General features: G+C 54.4%; 19 protein-coding genes. 1 reads left to right on the top strand and 18 read right to left on the bottom strand.

From position 1 onward, the window contains the following. Window position 1: 1 nt before the first annotated feature. From M3223_RS14345 to M3223_RS14285, 13 genes are all read right to left on the bottom strand, one after another. A complete protein-coding gene (locus tag M3223_RS14345; RefSeq protein WP_251562598.1) occupies window positions 2–862 on the bottom strand; it encodes a transporter substrate-binding domain-containing protein in 861 nt (286 codons plus the stop codon). 32 nt (window positions 863–894) lie between these two features. Then, on the bottom strand, window positions 895–1623 hold the full coding sequence (locus M3223_RS14340; RefSeq protein ID WP_251562596.1) for an amino acid ABC transporter ATP-binding protein: 729 nt from the start codon (window positions 1621–1623) through the stop codon (window positions 895–897). A 235-nt stretch (window positions 1624–1858) separates the two neighbouring features. Continuing rightward, window positions 1859–2179 carry a thioredoxin family protein gene (locus M3223_RS14335; RefSeq protein WP_251562594.1) on the bottom strand — a complete coding sequence of 107 codons (321 nt, stop codon included), beginning with the start codon at window positions 2177–2179 and terminating at the stop codon, window positions 1859–1861. 35 nt (window positions 2180–2214) lie between these two features. Next, complete coding sequence (locus M3223_RS14330) at window positions 2215–2880, bottom strand: TrkA C-terminal domain-containing protein (RefSeq protein WP_251562592.1); 666 nt, start codon at window positions 2878–2880, stop codon at window positions 2215–2217. Window positions 2881–2947: 67 nt separating this feature from the next. Further along, window positions 2948–3616 (bottom strand): TVP38/TMEM64 family protein, encoded by a 669-nt coding sequence (locus tag M3223_RS14325; RefSeq protein WP_251562590.1) that lies wholly within the window; start codon window positions 3614–3616, stop codon window positions 2948–2950. Between the two features lie 201 nt (window positions 3617–3817). After that, on the bottom strand, window positions 3818–4339 hold the full coding sequence (locus M3223_RS14320) for a GNAT family N-acetyltransferase (protein WP_251562588.1): 522 nt from the start codon (window positions 4337–4339) through the stop codon (window positions 3818–3820). A 97-nt stretch (window positions 4340–4436) separates the two neighbouring features. Beyond that, a complete protein-coding gene (locus tag M3223_RS14315) occupies window positions 4437–5297 on the bottom strand; it encodes an SDR family oxidoreductase (protein ID WP_251562586.1) in 861 nt (286 codons plus the stop codon). Between the two features lie 135 nt (window positions 5298–5432). Further along, window positions 5433–6620 carry a GIY-YIG nuclease family protein gene (locus M3223_RS14310; RefSeq protein ID WP_251562584.1) on the bottom strand — a complete coding sequence of 396 codons (1188 nt, stop codon included), beginning with the start codon at window positions 6618–6620 and terminating at the stop codon, window positions 5433–5435. Window positions 6621–6743: 123 nt separating this feature from the next. Continuing rightward, window positions 6744–7256: a GNAT family N-acetyltransferase gene (locus M3223_RS14305; protein WP_251562582.1), complete on the bottom strand. Its 513-nt coding sequence runs from the start codon at window positions 7254–7256 to the stop codon at window positions 6744–6746. Between the two features lie 99 nt (window positions 7257–7355). Beyond that, window positions 7356–8819, bottom strand: a complete 1464-nt coding sequence (locus M3223_RS14300) for an MDR family MFS transporter (RefSeq protein ID WP_285891286.1) — start codon at window positions 8817–8819, stop codon at window positions 7356–7358. Between the two features lie 111 nt (window positions 8820–8930). Beyond that, window positions 8931–9506: a TetR/AcrR family transcriptional regulator gene (locus M3223_RS14295; RefSeq protein WP_251562581.1), complete on the bottom strand. Its 576-nt coding sequence runs from the start codon at window positions 9504–9506 to the stop codon at window positions 8931–8933. Window positions 9507–9664: 158 nt separating this feature from the next. Continuing rightward, complete coding sequence (locus M3223_RS14290) at window positions 9665–10627, bottom strand: NAD(P)/FAD-dependent oxidoreductase (RefSeq protein ID WP_251562579.1); 963 nt, start codon at window positions 10625–10627, stop codon at window positions 9665–9667. 56 nt (window positions 10628–10683) lie between these two features. Further along, window positions 10684–10836, bottom strand: coding sequence for a hypothetical protein (locus M3223_RS14285; RefSeq protein ID WP_251562576.1), 153 nt, complete (start codon window positions 10834–10836; stop codon window positions 10684–10686). Between the two features lie 490 nt (window positions 10837–11326). Here M3223_RS14285 and M3223_RS14280 point away from each other — a divergent pair, with 490 nt between their 5' ends. Further along, on the top strand, window positions 11327–12538 hold the full coding sequence (locus tag M3223_RS14280; protein ID WP_251562574.1) for an MFS transporter: 1212 nt from the start codon (window positions 11327–11329) through the stop codon (window positions 12536–12538). A gap of 96 nt (window positions 12539–12634) precedes the next feature. On the opposite strand, the gene M3223_RS14275 is transcribed toward M3223_RS14280, so the two are convergent. From M3223_RS14275 to M3223_RS14255, 5 genes are all read right to left on the bottom strand, one after another. Beyond that, the gene (locus tag M3223_RS14275; RefSeq protein WP_251562572.1) at window positions 12635–13414 is read right to left on the bottom strand and encodes a Cof-type HAD-IIB family hydrolase; all 780 of its coding nucleotides are present in this window, start codon (window positions 13412–13414) and stop codon (window positions 12635–12637) included. 69 nt (window positions 13415–13483) lie between these two features. Then, on the bottom strand, window positions 13484–13897 hold the full coding sequence (locus M3223_RS14270) for an acyl-CoA thioesterase (RefSeq protein ID WP_251562570.1): 414 nt from the start codon (window positions 13895–13897) through the stop codon (window positions 13484–13486). Between the two features lie 81 nt (window positions 13898–13978). Next, complete coding sequence (locus tag M3223_RS14265; RefSeq protein WP_251562568.1) at window positions 13979–14167, bottom strand: hypothetical protein; 189 nt, start codon at window positions 14165–14167, stop codon at window positions 13979–13981. After that, window positions 14164–15318 (bottom strand): DUF4062 domain-containing protein, encoded by a 1155-nt coding sequence (locus M3223_RS14260; RefSeq protein WP_251562566.1) that lies wholly within the window; start codon window positions 15316–15318, stop codon window positions 14164–14166. Before M3223_RS14260 ends, M3223_RS14265 begins: the two co-directional genes overlap by 4 nt. A 169-nt stretch (window positions 15319–15487) precedes the next feature. Next, the gene (locus M3223_RS14255) at window positions 15488–16786 is read right to left on the bottom strand and encodes an MFS transporter (RefSeq protein ID WP_251562563.1); all 1299 of its coding nucleotides are present in this window, start codon (window positions 16784–16786) and stop codon (window positions 15488–15490) included. Window positions 16787–16831: the final 45 nt, after the last annotated feature.

The following is a 16831-nucleotide window of genomic DNA, read 5'->3' as shown; positions in this document are numbered from 1 at the left end:
GTTATTCACCAGGCGGCTTCTCGCCCATCCACTTCTCGTAGATGGCGGCATATTCGCCGCTGTCCTTCAGCTCTTTAAGCGTTTCGTTGACGGCCGTTACCAGATCAGCGCTGCCTTTTTTGGCGGCAATGCCGTAAGGCTCATCGGTGAACATGCCGCCCACGACAACATAGTTAGGGTCCTGCTGGCTCATGCCGAACAGAATCGCGTTATCGGTTGTGAGCACCTCGCCTTTGCCCGACTTCAGCGCGGTGAACGCCTCTTGATAATTTTCGTATTGCAGCACGCGCAGCCCAGGCACTTTATCTTCAATGTTTTTAATCGAAGTTGCGCCTTTTTGCCCAATGACCTTAGTATCCTTGGTCACGTCGTCAATGCTTTTGATCGGGCTGTCCTTTTTGACCAGCAGTGACTGGCCCGCATTAAAGTACACGTCCGAGAAGTCCACCTGCGTTTTGCGATCCTCGGTAATCGTCATCGTCGCTACGATCAGGTCGATATCGCCGTTGTTGAGCATCGGAATACGCGTTTTGCTCGTTACTTCCTTCAGCTCAATTTTGCTCTCGTCGCCGAGCAGCTTTTTGGCGATTTTTTTGGAAATATCGATATCAAAGCCTTCTACATCGCCTGTTTCGGTGTTTTTCAAGCCGAACAGCTTGGTGTCGTACTTCACGCCGACAACAAGCTTGCCGCGGTCCGTGATCGCCTGCACCGCGCCGCTTTCCCCGCCGGGAGCTGGCGATTCGCCTCCAGAGCCGCCCGAATTTGTATTCGCTCCGCCTTCATTTGCTCCGCAGCCAGAGATTACAGCGGCAAGCAGCAGCGCTGCCGCGCCCGTTCCCAGCCATTTCTTTTTGCTCATCGTCCGAAACCCCTCTCTTATGCTTCTGCTTATCAGTGATTGATGACCCGGCTCAGAAAATCTTTCGCGCGCGGCGACTCGGGCCGGTCAAAAAAGTCGGCCGGCGCTGCCTGCTCCACGATGCGTCCTTCGTCCATGAACACAACGCGGTCCGCCACTTCCCGGGCAAACCCCATCTCATGCGTCACCACAGCCATCGTCATGCCTTCGCGCGCGAGCAGCTTCATGACCGACAGCACCTCCCCGATTACCTCGGGGTCCAGCGCCGAGGTCGGCTCGTCGAACAGCATGATTTTGGGCTTCATCGCCAGTCCCCTGGCAATGGCCACGCGCTGCTGCTGGCCGCCGGACAGCTCCGAAGGATAGGCATTCGCCTTTTCGGGGATACCGACTTTCTCCAGGTAGAACATCGCGGTTTTCCGCGCTTCCTCCTTGCTGACGCCTCCGGCCTGCACCGGGGCCAGCGTAATGTTGTCGATTACCTTTAGATGCGGATACAGATTGAAATGCTGGAACACCATGCCGATACGTCGTCGCAAGGCGTTGATGTCCGTCGTTTTGTCCTGAAGCGCTGCCCCGTCCACCGTCAAGCTGCCGCCAGAAATGTCCTCCAGCCGGTTGATGCAGCGCAGCAGCGTGCTTTTACCGGAGCCTGACGGCCCGATAATGACGACAACCTCGCCCTCGGCGATGTCCAGATCAATATCCCGCAGCACATGAAAGCTGCCATAATGTTTGTTGACCTGCCGGAAAGAAATCATGCCTGGCCTCCAATCGCCTATGATGTTTGACTTCGGCGCAATTCCCCAGTGAGGGAAACGTTATAGTCGCGTCAATTATAATAACCCAAATATACGCTATTTTGAACTTAATTTTCCCTCATCATTGATTTATGCGACTATACACCCAATATAAAACAAAAAATCTACCTTTGATGTAAGGTAGATTCACGCTAAATATGTCGAACAAGGATTTTTAACAAAGTGTTATGTTAGATTAGTCCTGCTTCTTTAGTCTCAAAGCCTCGTATAGATCTCCAGCCGAGCGCATTGCGTACAGCGTTTGAACAGGCTTTCCGTCCTCCAGTATAACGAGCGCCGGCACGCTGCCCACCTGCCAGCGCTCCCGCAGCTGCGGCGCAAAATTAATGTTCAGCTTGGTCACCGGCATCGCGCCCGGCGCTGCGGCTGCAATCTCCAGCATCCGTTCCGCCACCTTACACGTTCCGCATAGCGGCGTCGCAAAAAAAAGCGCTTCTTTACGATGCAGTCTTCCTAGCGCCAGGAATGATTTTTCACTTATTTCTATCAAGCTCATCCGTGCCTGTCCTTTCTATCGCCAGCTTTCTTTTCTCATTGCAGCTTTACATTACAGCAGGATTCAATGACGGATTCATCGCCATACAGCAAAATGAAATCGCCTTTTTGCAGCTTTGTGTCCCAGCGCTCATTGCGTATTTTGCCGCCATCCCGCTTGATCACCAACGGTACAACCTCGTCGCCTTTAGGCAATGCTTCGCGGAGCGTTCTGCCAATCAAACCGGAATCCCCCGCAATCTGTACGCCAACCACATCCTCGTTGCGCTCATCGTCGGCAAGCTCCTCCACGGGAAGCGCCCCTCCCTCGGTTCGAGAAGGCAGACGGCTTGCGATCCAGTGGGAAACGCGGCTGTTTACAGCCGGATGCTTCAGAGCGAGCAAGAAGAGCGTTAGCAATACTGCACCCGGAATCAGCACCATCATATGGGAATGCTGCGACAGCAGATTGCTGATCACCGAAATGAGTACAGCAAGCGAGAACGCGCCAAACAGGATTAGAGCCATGCCGATGCGCCTGCGCACCGGATGCCGCAAAATCAGCTCCGACTCCGACGTCGTAAAGCCGGCTCCAGTAAGCATCGACACCGTCTGAAAGCTCGACTGGCTCGGCTCCAGTCCCGTCATGACAAGCAGCTTCGTGCTGATGCGGAGCACCAGCAAAATTAATATCAGGTAAACGAGGATGAACGAGTATCCCAAAACTTGCAAGCTCCCCTCATATTCCGCTAGGCGTTTATGCCTAACTTATACCCGATACCCGCATCGTTCATTCATGCCGAGGCGACGTCCGGGCCGTCAGCATCCGGTAAGCGAGAATGGCGGAGCCGAGAAAAGCCAGGTATGCCAGCACTAGAGCTGCAATACGCAGCGGACTGCTGCCGCTGCTCCCGCCAAGCAGAGCGAAAAACAGCATGCCCGGCGCTTTTCCGAGCAAGGAGGCGAGAGCATACGTCCGCAGCTTGATTCCGGTAATAGCGGCATAAGCGTCAACGCTCATTTCGGGCACAACCGGGATAATTCGTGCGATGAGCAAAAACAGAAACGGGCTCCGGTCGGTTAGACGGACGAACCGCTCCAGTCTGCCGGCTTTGGCAATCCATGCCCGTCCCCGGTCCTGGAAAAAAAACCGGAAACCGGCATACGTCAAAAGCGCGGCGGTCCACGTCCCGCCAAGGCTGATCAGACTGCCGCCCAGCGCCCCAAACATGTAACCGAGCGCGCCAATGACGAGCGCATAAGGGAACACCGGGAACAGCGCCAACACCAGCGCTGCCGCCAGCATAAGCAGCGGAGACGGCTGACCGCTGTCCAGCCATTGACCGATCGGCTCCCGGTACAGAAACACCATTGTCAGCGCCGTCCCGTACAGCAGCGCAACGAGCAGCCGAACCGGACTCAAAATCCGGCTGCGGCCCTTCTTGTTGTCAGCTGGCATTTTATCTTCCCTCCGTCCCGAATCCATTCTTTCAGTGTACGCTCCAACGAATGCCAACTCAACGGAGAGGCTAAACCCTGTCCCTCATTATATGCCCAAGCTGTGTGACATGATGAAAACCGACTGACTCTCCGGTTCATTTACAAAAAAGAAAAAAAGCCTCGCTGTCGAGGCTCCTTTATCCTCTACCCGCCGTGGGCTTTAGCCGAGCTTTTTCTCCATGCACAGGCTATATTCGCTGCCGATGTATTCACCGTATAACGGAATGACGGCATACCCTCGTTTGGCGTAGAGGCTTACCGCCTCCGGCTGCTCTTCTCCCGCTTCCAGCCTCATCGTCGAGAATCCTCTATCGAGTGCGTTCGACTCCAGAAAAACGAGCAGCTTTGAGGCAATTCCCCGGTTGCGGCAGTCCGGCTCAACGAAAAAACGTTTAAGCTCGGCGCTTTGCCCGTCCAGCGGCTGAAACGCTCCGCAAGCGACCGGACGCTCGCCTTCATAGGCTAGGGCAAAAAACACATCCTTTACCTTTGGGCTGTTAAAATCAAGCCGGAAAATCCCCTCCGCAGGATATCTCCGCTCCAGATCCTCATCCAGCCGGGCAATTAATTGATGCAGCGCGGCGTCTCCGCTGTCCACGCGACGGCATATCAAACCGCCTTCCGCAGCAAAACTTCCGCCTCCGCTTGTTTTGCCGTTACTGGCTTCTCTATGCTCAATCATCCTGATCTCCTCTAGCCCTGCACATAGTTAAATCCATTCGTTTCAGTATAATTCGGCCACGCGGCGCCTGTCAGCCGGAAATGCCTGCATGTATGACCTAACTCCCAGCGTTCCAGCGCACGCCTGTCTGTGCTTCGCTCCATTCCCACAACCGCAAAGAGGCTTCGCGGTCCTCCGCTTTTGCCGAAGGATGTACCGGTTTGTTGTTCACATAATACAGGCTGCCCTCGCGTCCGCCCTCCTCGGAAAGCGCCAAGTGCAGAGCCGTCTCCGCTCCTTCTTCCGCTGTTTTGAAAAAGGGCCGGAGCACCTTGTACACCCCTCTGCCGAAGCCGGTTTCCCGGCTAATGCCGAGCGTGGTCGCTACCGCACCAGGATGCAGCGCATGAGTCTGGACGGATGAGCCCCGGAGCCGCTCGCGCAGCTCAAAAGCAAACAGCAGATTGGCGAGCTTTGATTGCGCATAGCCGCGAGCGACGTTAAAGCCCCGGTGCAGATGAGGATCGGGATAGTGGATTTTGCCCGCCTTGTGGGCGCCGGAGGAAACGACGACAATACGAGCGGAAGGAGCCGCGCGCAAACTGTCCATCAACCGGTTCGTCAGCGCAAAATGTCCCAGGTGATTAACGCCGAGCATTCGCTCAAAGCCGTCTTCTGTCGTCTCGCGGCGCAGCGTCACAACTCCGGCATTGTTGACGAGTACATCCAAACGCGGATAGCGGGACTGAAAGCAATCGGCAAAAGTATCGATGCTCGCCAGCGAAGCAAGATCAGCCGACATTAGATCAATATCCGCGTCCCAATCGCCGCAACGGCGCAGCGCCTCCTCACGGGCGGCCGCTCCGCGTCCGGGATCGCGGCTCAGCAAAACAACCTTCGCTCCGGCCTGTGCCAGCCTGATTACCGTCTCAAGCCCCATTCCGGCGTTGCCGCCTGTTACCAGCATAATCGGCTTCATGACCATTCTCCTCTTTACGTCCATGCCCGCAGCAAAGGATCATACGAAGGCCTCCCCCGCTTTGCGGCATGAACCGTTTTTCCGGTTCCCCTCACCGACGGTTAAGGCGCCTGTCTGTTTATACCCGCTCTCCCGTTATTCCTTCGCCCGGCCTAAGCGAAATTCGTAATTTTCCTTGCACAGCTGCAGCAACGAATGTTTCAGGCCGCGTTTGGGCTGCGTAATGACAAGCGGAGCCGCAGAGCGGCTTCCGGGCCGGCGCAGTGCCCGGCGGACCGCGCCGGCATCGCCGATGCGGTTCACGATCAGCTCGTCCGGGCAGTTCTGCTCCCGGTAGCGGCGGATCATAAAGCTGTCGCAGGCCGCTTCTCCGAAGCCGAGCTCCAGCTCATGCAGCTGCAGCTCCCGCAGCATCCCCTCCTGCACCTTCGCCACCATGACGCCTTTTTCTCCGAAGTAGAGCACCTCCTGGTTCACAGTTGTTTCCCGATCCACGATCTGTTTCTCCGGCGTCTTCTCCAGATTGCGAATATGATTCAGCATATTTTGGGCCTTTTCAAACTTTAGCCCCTCCGCGTACTCCGTCATCTGAGCGTACATGCGGGCAATCAGCGCGTCCTTGCTGCCGTCGAACAGCAGCTCCGACACCTGCCGTACATCCTCCGCGTAGTCGCGCTCGCTTATATGCCCTTCGCAAATGCCGCTGCATTTCCCGATATGGTACAGCAGGCAGGCGCGCCTCGGCAGCTTCGTGCAGGAGCGCAGCTTATAGTGATCCGCGATAAATTCCAGCAGCTCGTTGCGGAAACGGGCGCTCGCAAAGGGCCCGAAGCGCTTCGCGCCTTGGGCCGGAGAAGCATTCTGCGCAGCAGAGCCTCCTGCAATAGCCGCAGGGAACTCTCCCCCGTGCCGCGAGCTGTCAGGAGAGGCCGCTTTCCCGGCGGCGCCCTCTGCCCCCGGTTCGCGGCGGTCGCGGTAATAAACCGCGAGCCTCGGAATGCGCTCATCAGTCAGCATCAAATACGCGTATCCACTGTTGTCTCTTTTGAGCGCCCGGTTGTACGGAGGTTTATGAATTTTAATTAAGTTATTTTCCAGCAGCAGGCTTTCCGTCTCATTGTTGACGAGCAGCACATCAATTCGCCCGATGTTCTCGACAAGCTCCTGCAGCCGTTTGCTTTTGAGATTGCTATGAAAATAAGAGCGTAGGCGGCTCCTCAAATTTTTGGACTTTCCGACGTACAGCAGGCGTCCCGCTGCATCGTGCATCAGATAACAGCCGGGCTTCTCGGGATAATCGCCCGCTATGAACACAAACGCCATCGCCCGAGTCCTCCTCTGTCTGATGGTCTTAAATGCCGTACTGGCAATCTTCAACCAAACACTTGTTCCAGTCTTTATTGTACTCCCGCCCGGAAGAAAAGGGAAGACAGGCGGTATCCGAAGTTAGCTCTTCTTTTCCACAGCATAGTTCCAGTAGATCAACTGTTGGTCCTTGTAATCCGCTTGAAATCCTAGCTTCAGCAGCACATTTTGAGAGCCGATATTGTCGGGCTCACATCTTGCCGTTATTCTCCGAACATCCTCCTGCTGCAGAGCCCATTCCATCAACCCTTGAGCAGCTTCCAGGCAATACCCTTTCCGGCGGTGGCTTTCGTTTGTGGCAAAACCGATTTCGATGCTGCCGTTTGCATCGGGATTTCCCAGAAAACCGATTCCGCCTACGATTTCCTTCGTCTCTTTTTCCGCAATAATCCACGAGTCAAAACCTCTGGTGCCGTTGTTATTGACCAGGAGTTCTTTAAAATAAGGCAGCGCTTCGTAAAAATCGGGACCCGGCCATTCGCCGTTGGTTTTGTAACCCAAAGCCTCAATCGCGTCTGCATCGCGCCGGGCCGCCGCTTCAATTAAATCAAGATCAAGCGTTTTTAATAAGAGGCGATTCGTTTGAATTATCATGAAAATTCCTCCTGCAAATCAAAATAAGGGCAGGAATGAGCTTCACGTCATCCCTACCCCTATCATCCATTATTTTGGTCGATTACTAAACCAATTTGATTAGTGCGACCGGTTAACCGCCGCTTTTTTCACAAAAAAAGCAAGTAAAATGCCGACAATCGCGATGATCAAGCTGAACAAAAAAGTGTCCTGCACGCCGGCCGTTAAGGCAGCCGATAAAATGGACGAATCATTGGGATTTTCGGCTTTGCTCCTAAAGCTCTCCGATCCGTTGTTCATCACACTGACCGCAACGGCTGTTCCGACTGCCCCGAATACCTGCTGCAGCGTGTTAATGATTGCCGAACCATGCGGGTAGAGTTCGGGCGGAAGTTCATTGAGGCCATTTGTTGAGACCGGCATCATAATCATAGAAAAGCCAATCATCATCAGAATATGCACCGCGATAATAAAACCGACCGAGGAACCAAGTGAAATGCCGGTGAACAGCCAGAGGGCCGCAGCAACCAGAATGAGCCCCGGCAGAACGAGCCATTTAGGCCCGTATTTGTCAAACAGTTTTCCCATAAGCGGTGCCATAAACCCGTTCAACACGCTTCCCGGAAGCAGAATCAAACCAGCGCTAAACGTGGAAAAAGCAAGAGCCGATACCAAATACATCGGCAGCACTAACATCGATGACATCATAACCATCATGGCAAGTGAGATCATGAGGGCTCCGATGGCAAACATCGGGGACTTGAAAGCACGCAAATCAAGCAATGGGGCGGATATCTTCAACTGGTGAACTGTGAAAAGAATCAGACTCGCAAGGCCAATGGCAAGCGTAATCAGCACGACCGGACTGGACCATCCGTCAACACCTTTTCCGGCGCTGCTGAAGCCGAACACGACTCCCCCGAAGCCCAGCGTAGATAAAAGTATGGACAGCATATCAATGCGCGGTTTGGATGTTTCGGACACGTTTTCAACTTTAAACCATCCGATTATAAAGGCTATGATAAGAAAGAATAACGAGATCCAGAAAATATAGTTCCAGCTCAGCACTTCAATTAAAAGTCCGGCAATCGTTGGCCCAATCGCAGGGGCAAACATGATGACTAGACCGATCAGCCCCATCGACGCACCGCGTCTTTCGGCCGGTATTAACACCAGAATCGTATTAAACAAAAGCGGCAGCAGTAAAGCCGCGCCGATTGCCTGAACAATTCGCGATACCATCAGGACTCCGAAGCTCGGAGCAATGGCTCCGATCAAAGCCCCTGCGGAGGAGAACAAGAGCGCTGCAATAAACAGCTGCCTTGTCGTAAACCGCTGAATCAGCAGTCCCGATATAGGTACGAGAATTCCCATTGTCAGCAGATAGCCCGTTGTGAGCCACTGTACCGTAGAAGCGCCCACATTAAAGATCTGCATTAGCTCGGTCAGCGCGACGTTCAACGCCGTTTCATTAAAGAGACCGATGAATGCGCTCATTATAAAAACAAAAATAATTGGAAATGCTTTAATATCTTTTTTGGCCGCGTTTTGCTCGGAGCCTGGTATTACTGCTGAAGCTTGCATTAGTGTTCTCTCCTTTAGCTTCTCGAAAATCGCAAAGAGTATTGCGCCCAAAAATAAGTAGACCATTCTATATAATTAGTACTTAAAAATGGGACCTGATTTTTCAGGCCCTTACTCGCGAAAAATAAGCGGCAAATTTTCGGCGACGCGGCGCAACGCTCTTGATTGGCGCTCAACGTTAGTCATAATGATGGCTCCCTCAATAAGGTAGATCAAAAGCTCGGCTATTTCATCCGTCCGTTCTTGCGCAATTCCCGATTCCGCAAACTTGCCCGCTATCGTTTGTTTAAACATACCAAAGGCGTCAAGACAGGCATCCCGCATCGTATCGCTAACCGCCGACGTCTCGGAGGAAACCCAGAAGCCAAACGGAATAATACACTCTGAGAGGGATGTGTCGATCGTATCCGCTAAATTAAGAACAAAAGTCCTCATGAAGTCAACGGGGTCTGAATGTTTGACCTTTAACTCCAATAGATGGGAAATCATATCCCGGCGGATTAGCTTAATACATTCAAGAGCTAATTCCTCTTTGCCGTTTGGAAAATAATAATATAACGACCCCTTCGGCGCGCCGCTTTCCTTGAGAATTTGATTTAATCCTGTGCCATGATACCCCTGCTTAGAAAACAGCCGAATCGCTGTTTCTAAAATAGCTTCCCTGGAATTTGATTTACCGGTCTCCATCTGCTCAGCTCCATTATAACGATTGGTCTATATATAGTGTATTTGAAAATTACCCTTAAAATCAACTTCCTTTTTCATCCGCCTACGCGGACAGCGATACCCCCGCCATAAAAGCGAGGGCAGCATTGTTCATCATCTTAGCACGTTCAGTCTGTTCGTCATGAATCTGCTCGTTCCATATGCTTCTCAGCATCCTCCAAAGGCCGCAGCGCCAGACTTCCCGGCTTTTCAATCAGGCTTTTATGCATCCAGATCGCCGCCTGCGAGCCGTCGCCCATCGCAATCGACGCCTGCTCGGAATGAGCCAGCACATCTCCCGCCGCCCACACATGCCTCACATTGGTCATCTTTGTGCGGGGATCGGCCTCGATATGGCGGTTTCGATGCAGCTTGACGCCGAGCTGCGCCCCGAGCTGGGAGCGAACCTCGTTGCCGCCAAATGCGACAAAGGCGCGTCCGCCCTCAATTCGTTCCCTTGATGCGAGCATTACGCCGCGCAGTTGGTCCCCTTCTGTCTCAAGCCGCTCGACCTGCTCCTCAATGACGCGAATTCCTTTTTCCCTCAGCTTGGAGAGCAGCTCCGGCTTGACCGCGGCTTTTTCATGATTGATATAAACCAAATCATCCGTCCAATAAGATAAAATGTCGGCCATATGCGCGCCGGGATCGCCAGCCCCCATGATGAGAGCACGCCTGCCGGTCAGCTCGTAGCCGTCGCAGTCCGGACACACATAAATGCTGATGCCAAGGCATGGGCGAAGCCCTTCCAGCGGCGGCAGCCGGTCCATGACGCCGGTAGCCAGCAGCAGCCTCCGGCCCTCGTACGTTTCCCCCGACTCCGTATGCACGGAAAAGCCCTCGTCGTCCAAGACGGACGCCTGAGTCGCTTTATCCTTTACAAACCGGACGCCTGCCTTCTCCGCCTGAGCTCTGCCCGCCTTGCGCAACTCCGGCCCGCTCACTCCATCCGGCCAGCCGATTAAATTATGATAACGCAGGCAAAAGCTTGAGCGCCCGTCCTCGGAATCAATTACCAGCACATGATGGTTATACCGCCCCAGCTGCACGGCCGCGCTTAATCCCGCCAGTCCGCCGCCGACTATGAGCGCATCGTACCGCATGTATCTCTCCCTTTCCGTTGCTGTTTTCCCCTATTATTACCGTTCCCGGCAAGCTTCTAACCGACCCGGCGGCAGGTGGTAGCGGTTTTTAACGACCAGCGGGTTAGCACCGGCAGCACGGCAAGATCAAGGCCTTTAACGGCCTTAATTCGCTCCATTCGGGCCGTTTCAGTGAAAATAAGGCCTTTAACGGCCTTAATTCGCTCCATTCGGCTGTTTCAGTGAAAATAAGGCCTTTAATGGCCTTAATTTGCTCCATTCGGGCCGTTTCAGTGAAAATAAGGCCTTTAACGGCCTTAATTCGCTCCATTCGGGCCGTTTCAGTGAAAATAAGGCCTTTAACGGCCTTAATTCGCTCCATTCGGGCCGTTTCAGTGAAAATAAGGCCTTTAATGGCCTTAATTCGCTCCATTCGGCTGTTTCAGTGAAAATAAGGCCTTTAATGGCCTTAATTTGCTCCATTCGGGCCGTTTCAGTGAAAATAAGGCCTTACTCTTCCCTCTTGCAGCCTACTCCGCGAAAAAGCGCCCCCGGGTTGGATTATCCGAAAAGGAGGAGTACAATATAAAGGACGATAACGTGCGGAGAGTGTCCGAAAGAGCAGCTGCTTCTTTCGTTGGTTATTAGGTTGGTTTGACGATTTAGATTCGGCTTTAATACTGGGTCCGGCCAGCCCCGGAAAGGATCTGATTGAGTTACATGGCGGATTCATACTTATGGAAAAGAAATTTGATTGTCCTGTGGATCGGCGTATTTTTCTGCAGCACCGCGTACTCCATCTCCATCCCCTTCATGCCTATGTTTCTCCGCAACGACCTCGGCGTTACCGAAAATCTTACGCTCTGGTCCGGCTTGGCCTTCGGCATCACCTTTCTCGCCAGCGCACTGATTGCGCCCTATTGGGGCTCGCTCTCCGATAAATACGGGCGCCGGCCGATGCTCATCCGTTCCGGCTTTGCGCTTGCGGCTCTGTACATGCTCACCTACTTTGTGCATGATCCCTACTTATTCCTGCTGCTGCGCGTCGGCCAAGGCCTGCTGGCAGGCTTCGTGCCCGCTGCCATCGCCCTCGTCGGCACGAATACTCCGGAAAATAAAACCGGGTACGCGCTCGGCATCATGGCAACGTCCGGAGCGACTGGCGGCATCATCGGCCCGCTCATCGGGGGCGTCGTCAGCCATTATTTCAGCAACCGGGAAAGTTTCCTGTTCTCCGGCTGCATTGTGCTCGTTTCCGCCCTGATTGCAGTTTTTTTCGTCAAGGAGCATAAGTTCAACCGCAGCGCGGTCCGCTCCCCGATCCGTGAGGATTTGAAGGAGGCTTTCTCCAACCGGGTGTTTGTAACGATGCTTGGTTTGGTCGCGCTCGGCACCTTCTCCGTCATGATTTTGGAGCCGTTAATGACGGTGTATATGATGGAGCTTGGCGGCAGTGACGAAAGAGCGGGACTGCTCGCCGGAATTGTGTTCTCCGCGGTCGGCATCGCTACGCTCATCGCCGCTCCTCAATGGGGCAAGTTCGGCCCGCGCATCGGTTACACCAATGTGCTGGTCATCGGCCTGATGGGCGGAGGCATCGGCAATCTGCTTCAGTTTTTTGCGAACAGCTTTGTCGCTTTTGGCCTGCTGCGCTTTTTCTACGGTCTTTGCTTCGCCGGGGTTTACCCCGCGCTTAATGCGCTCATCGTCAAAGTAACGGCGCCTGAATTCCGCGGACGCGCCTTTTCCCTGAACCAGTCGGCGACTCAGCTGGCCACGATGATGGGACCGATTATCGGCGGCGCGCTTGGCGGCATCATCCCGATCCGCTGGGTGTTTGTGCTGAACGGCACGATGCTCATCATCGCCGCGCTGCTGATCCGCAGCCGTCACCTCGAAAGGCATACGGAGCTGGCGGCGGAACGCGCCTGACCCAACAGGAAGGCCGGGAGCCCCTAACCTCTCACTCCACAACAAAAGCTGCCTCGGCAATGTGCCGGGGCAGCTTTTATTTAAGGCGGATTATATCTAGAGCAGTCCAACAAGCTCCAAACCGTGACGGATGCCGTCCTCGGCCACGTCCTTGGTCACATGTTTAGCCGCCTTTTGCACCGATTCAACGGCATTGCCCATCGCAACGCTGTTGTGCACCAACTGCAGCATTTCGATATCGTTCAGGCCGTCGCCGAACGCGTAGACATTTTCCGGCTGAACGCCGGCGCGGCGCACAAACTCTTCGATGCCCTTCGCTTTGGAGCCGCCAAACGGCAGCACGTCCATGGAAAATTGATGCCAGCGGATGAAGCCGAGATTCGGGAACGCCTCGCGGTAGCCCTTTTCGTCGCCAATGGTACAGAATAGCAGACATTGATAGATCTCGCGGCCAAGGTAAAATTCCTTATCCCATTCCATCACTTTATTTTGAAGCGCCAACGAAGACATGCTTTCCTCAATATAATCATGGCGCTCGATATTGGCTTTCATCGTAATCTCGTTCATGTACACAATTGGATGGTCCAGCGCCGCCGCACGCTCCGTAACCTGCTGAAGCAGCTCCGGCAAGATTGGATTGCGCACGATGACCTCGCCTTTACGAACCGCAAACTGGCCGTTGTAGCTAATATAAGAATCGATGCCGAGCTCCTCGCGGATCTCTTTGAACATGAAAGGTCCTCGTCCGGTCGCGATTGCCACCTCATGCCCAGCCTGCTGCAGCTCGCGCACCGCTTGTTTGGTTGAAGCCGGAATGCGTTTGTCGTGATCCAGCAGCGTGCCGTCGATATCGAAAAAAATCAGTTTGCCTGTCATGATGTGAAACTCCCCTTTGGTTGTTTATTCAGGTTACGTTAAACACGTTGCGCCAACCGCGCCGTCCATTCATCCAGACGGACCTATTCCCCGCTCCAGCATCTCGCGCAGCCGCTGCGGCAGCTCGCGGCTCTTCCGTTCCGCCGCATCCATGCAGACGCTGGTCACCTCCGCGTCGGCGCGAACCGCGCCATTGCCGTCGATCAGCTCTTGCTTAAGCGCATAACTTGTCCGCCCTGCCCGGAGCGGCACGGTGCGCACGGTCAGCCGGTCGCCCTGCACGCACTCGCGCCGGTAATTGATATTCACGTTAACCGTAACGGTCTGAATGCCCATTTCCAAAAATGCAGCATAGTCCAGTTCGGCGCTCTCATACCAGTCTTCCCGGCCCCATTCCAAATACTCCAAGTACTTGGCGTTGTTCACATGGCCGTTTACATCAATTTCCGTAGATCGGACGATCAGCTCCAGCCTGGATTCCATTGGCGCTCCTCCTGTCCTTCCTGTTTCATGAACAATCAGCACACGAAAAAATCCGCCTTGGAGGACGGATTCATGTAAGCGTTACCGGCGAGTCGCTTCGGCGAGCCGGGTGCGGATAAGCTTAATATTCTGCTGTGATGCGGAGCGCTGCTCCTGAAGCAATTCCACCGAAGTTATGCCATATGGCGCGAACAGCAGCGCATCTCTGGGCTGAAGCCCTAATGCCTCGCTGACCCGGCCGTTTTTGGAAACCCATATGCCGTTCTTCATGCCTTCATCCCTCCCAGCAGCAGGCGCAGCAGTGTAACCAGCCTTGTGTTTGGCCCTATTATAGCATTAACGACGCTATCTTTGTAGCGGATATAACGAAGCTGGTTCCAGGAGGCTCCTGCCGGAAAATGAAAGGTGGCCACGTATGGCCCGCTGCGGATGCAGTAAAAAAACTTTTGGCCCGACTCCTTGTAATACACCTGCTCCGCCCGCGGCCCCATGCCGTACGTCAAAGCGACATAGGAGCTCTGGTCGTCAAGCGCAAAGCTCTGCACTCCGGATGCTCGGCCGCAGCACGCGACAAACCGCATCGCATCGCCATCCCGCCGGTACAGCGAAGCGGCATTGCAAGCCTCGTAGCTGCCGATCGTTTCCCGGTTCCAGCTCCCGTAGCGATGCTCAACCTGGCGTCCCTGCAAGCGCTCGCGAATGGTGTTCAGCCATGCCTTCCAATCGCGCGGCGGCTCCATTGCCGCCTGGGGAAGCAGCGCGGCAAGCAGATCAAAGCTCGCTTCAGCCTCTTCCAGCCGGTTGCTGTTGTCAGCAATCGTTGGCTCCAGCGGCAGCAGCAGCAAGCCGCGCCGCATCAGGTCGCTGAAATAGCTCCGCCAATCGATCTCGACACCGCGCACCAGGTCTTCCATATAGATTCCCCGTTGGCGGATGTCATGCAGCAGCAGCCAGACATAAGGATCAATATGTCCCGGCGCTTCCTCGCAGGAGCGCAAAAAGTCGAGCGCCTGCCGGGGAGCCGGATAGCTGCCGGTCTCCTGCACCGTATGCGTAATAAATTCGTCGAGCTTCCAGGCAATGCCGGAGAAAAAGGCCGCTTTAGTTTCGGCATCCGCCCAGATCAGGGCGGTTTTGCCGCTGTCCACGGCCCGTATAAATTCCGAATGGGTCACGGTGACACCCGCTGCCTCTTCGAACGTCCCGCCTCTGCTGCCAATGAACAGCACGTATAGGTCGGACTGCTCCACCGCCTCCAGGCATTTTTCCACCGGATTCTGATAGGAAGGCCAAGGCCCCAGGTTTTCCTCCCACATGAGCGGCTCGTGGCCGAGTCCCTCCAGGATGCGGAACACGCTGCGGCGCAGCGGCTTCAAGCCGTCCTCATTCACCGAGCTGATGAAAATTCTTGTTTTGGCCACTGCCTGCTCCCTCCTCACCGTAATTTAAACCTGTAGTGAAAATAGGCGTTGCGTCAATCCCGCCTCACTAACACTTTTTCCCTTATTGTACCATATGAATAGGCTGAAAAGGACCAAGCCCCGCTCCGGTAATCCGGGCAGGGCTTGCTTACGAAGTATTCCTATTGAATTAAGATTCCATCGTAACGCCGCGGCTGGCCGGCTGCTTGGCTTTAAGCGCCTGCGCCCGCCCTTCCTCTTCCCGGGAGAACCTCGGCAGCGTAAACGCATAGATGAGGAATGCGGCAAATAGCAGAACGACGACGAACAAATGCAGGCCGCGCAGCGTAAACATCGACGGATACAGCCATGCGATCAGACCGAGCATTAAGGACTGTCCTGCCATCATGACGGGATCGATCCAAGCGGATACGCGGCCCATTTTGTCCGGCTCAACAAGCTTTGGCAGCCATCCTCCAATCGCCATATTGAGCGGAGCAAGAATGCAGGCCAGAACAAACGCTGTCACCAGATACATCCACGGCGAAGAGGCAAAAGCGAGAGCAATGCCGCAAAAGCCGGAAAGCAGCAGGCTGCCGATCAGCACCTGATAAAGCTTAAATTTATCGACTAGCTTGGCGCCAATGCCGCTGCCGATGACAAACCCTGCGCCTAAACAAACAGAATACAGAGAAACGTAGAACGCGTAATTATCCGGCGCAAGCACAAACTTCATCGTCAGCATCGGAAGCATCGCGAAGGACCCGCCGATCAGACCGAACAAAGTAAATCCGCCAAGCAGCGAGGCCAAAATTTTATGATCGAGAATGTAACGGAGCCCGATGCGGAAGTCGCCCCAAACCGACTTCATATTGAGCGAGGACAATGTAGAAGGACCGTTTGGCAGCCGGACTTCCAACGGCACTTTAACTGAACGGACGAGCAGGGCGGTAAGCAGAAAGCCGATTGAATCAACCGTTACGGCGCCAAGCACGCCTACGGCATGGTAGACCAAAGCGCCAAGGCCCGTTCCGAACAGGGTAAACAATCCGTTGACCGTTTGATTGAGCCCGGAGGCTTTGACGTACTGGTCTTCTTTTAACAACCCCTGGATCATGGCGCTCTCAGCCGGAAAATAAAACTTGGTCACCGCACTGCGGATGAACAGCAGCAAAAACACAATCGGAATCCATGCGTCCGCGGCCAGCGCGCCGAGCATCAGCAGCGAGAGCACGACCCGGATCCAGCCGGTATTTTCAGCGATGCGCTTGCGGTCGAAGCGGTCGGCAAACACGCCGATAAACAGGAATACAAGTATGGTTGGCGCGGAGTACAGCATTTCGGCAATGGATGCATATGCAGGCTGGCTGGAGAAACGGTCGAGCAAATAAAAAGCAAAAGCCATCGTGCCGATCGTGGATGCCAGCTGCGAGCAGACCGTCGCGAGAAAGAGGCGCGTAAAAGAACGGTTTTGAAACAACTCTTTCATGGGGGCCTTCCTTTCAATCTGGAATTTAGTGGTTAATTTGTATAC

This window comes from Paenibacillus pasadenensis (genome assembly GCF_023715725.1).
GTDB classification, from domain to species: Bacteria; Bacillota; Bacilli; order Paenibacillales; family Paenibacillaceae; genus Paenibacillus_O; species Paenibacillus_O pasadenensis_A.
The sequence above is the reverse complement of the archived record's forward strand: the minus strand, read 5'-3'. Positions and strand labels throughout refer to the sequence as shown.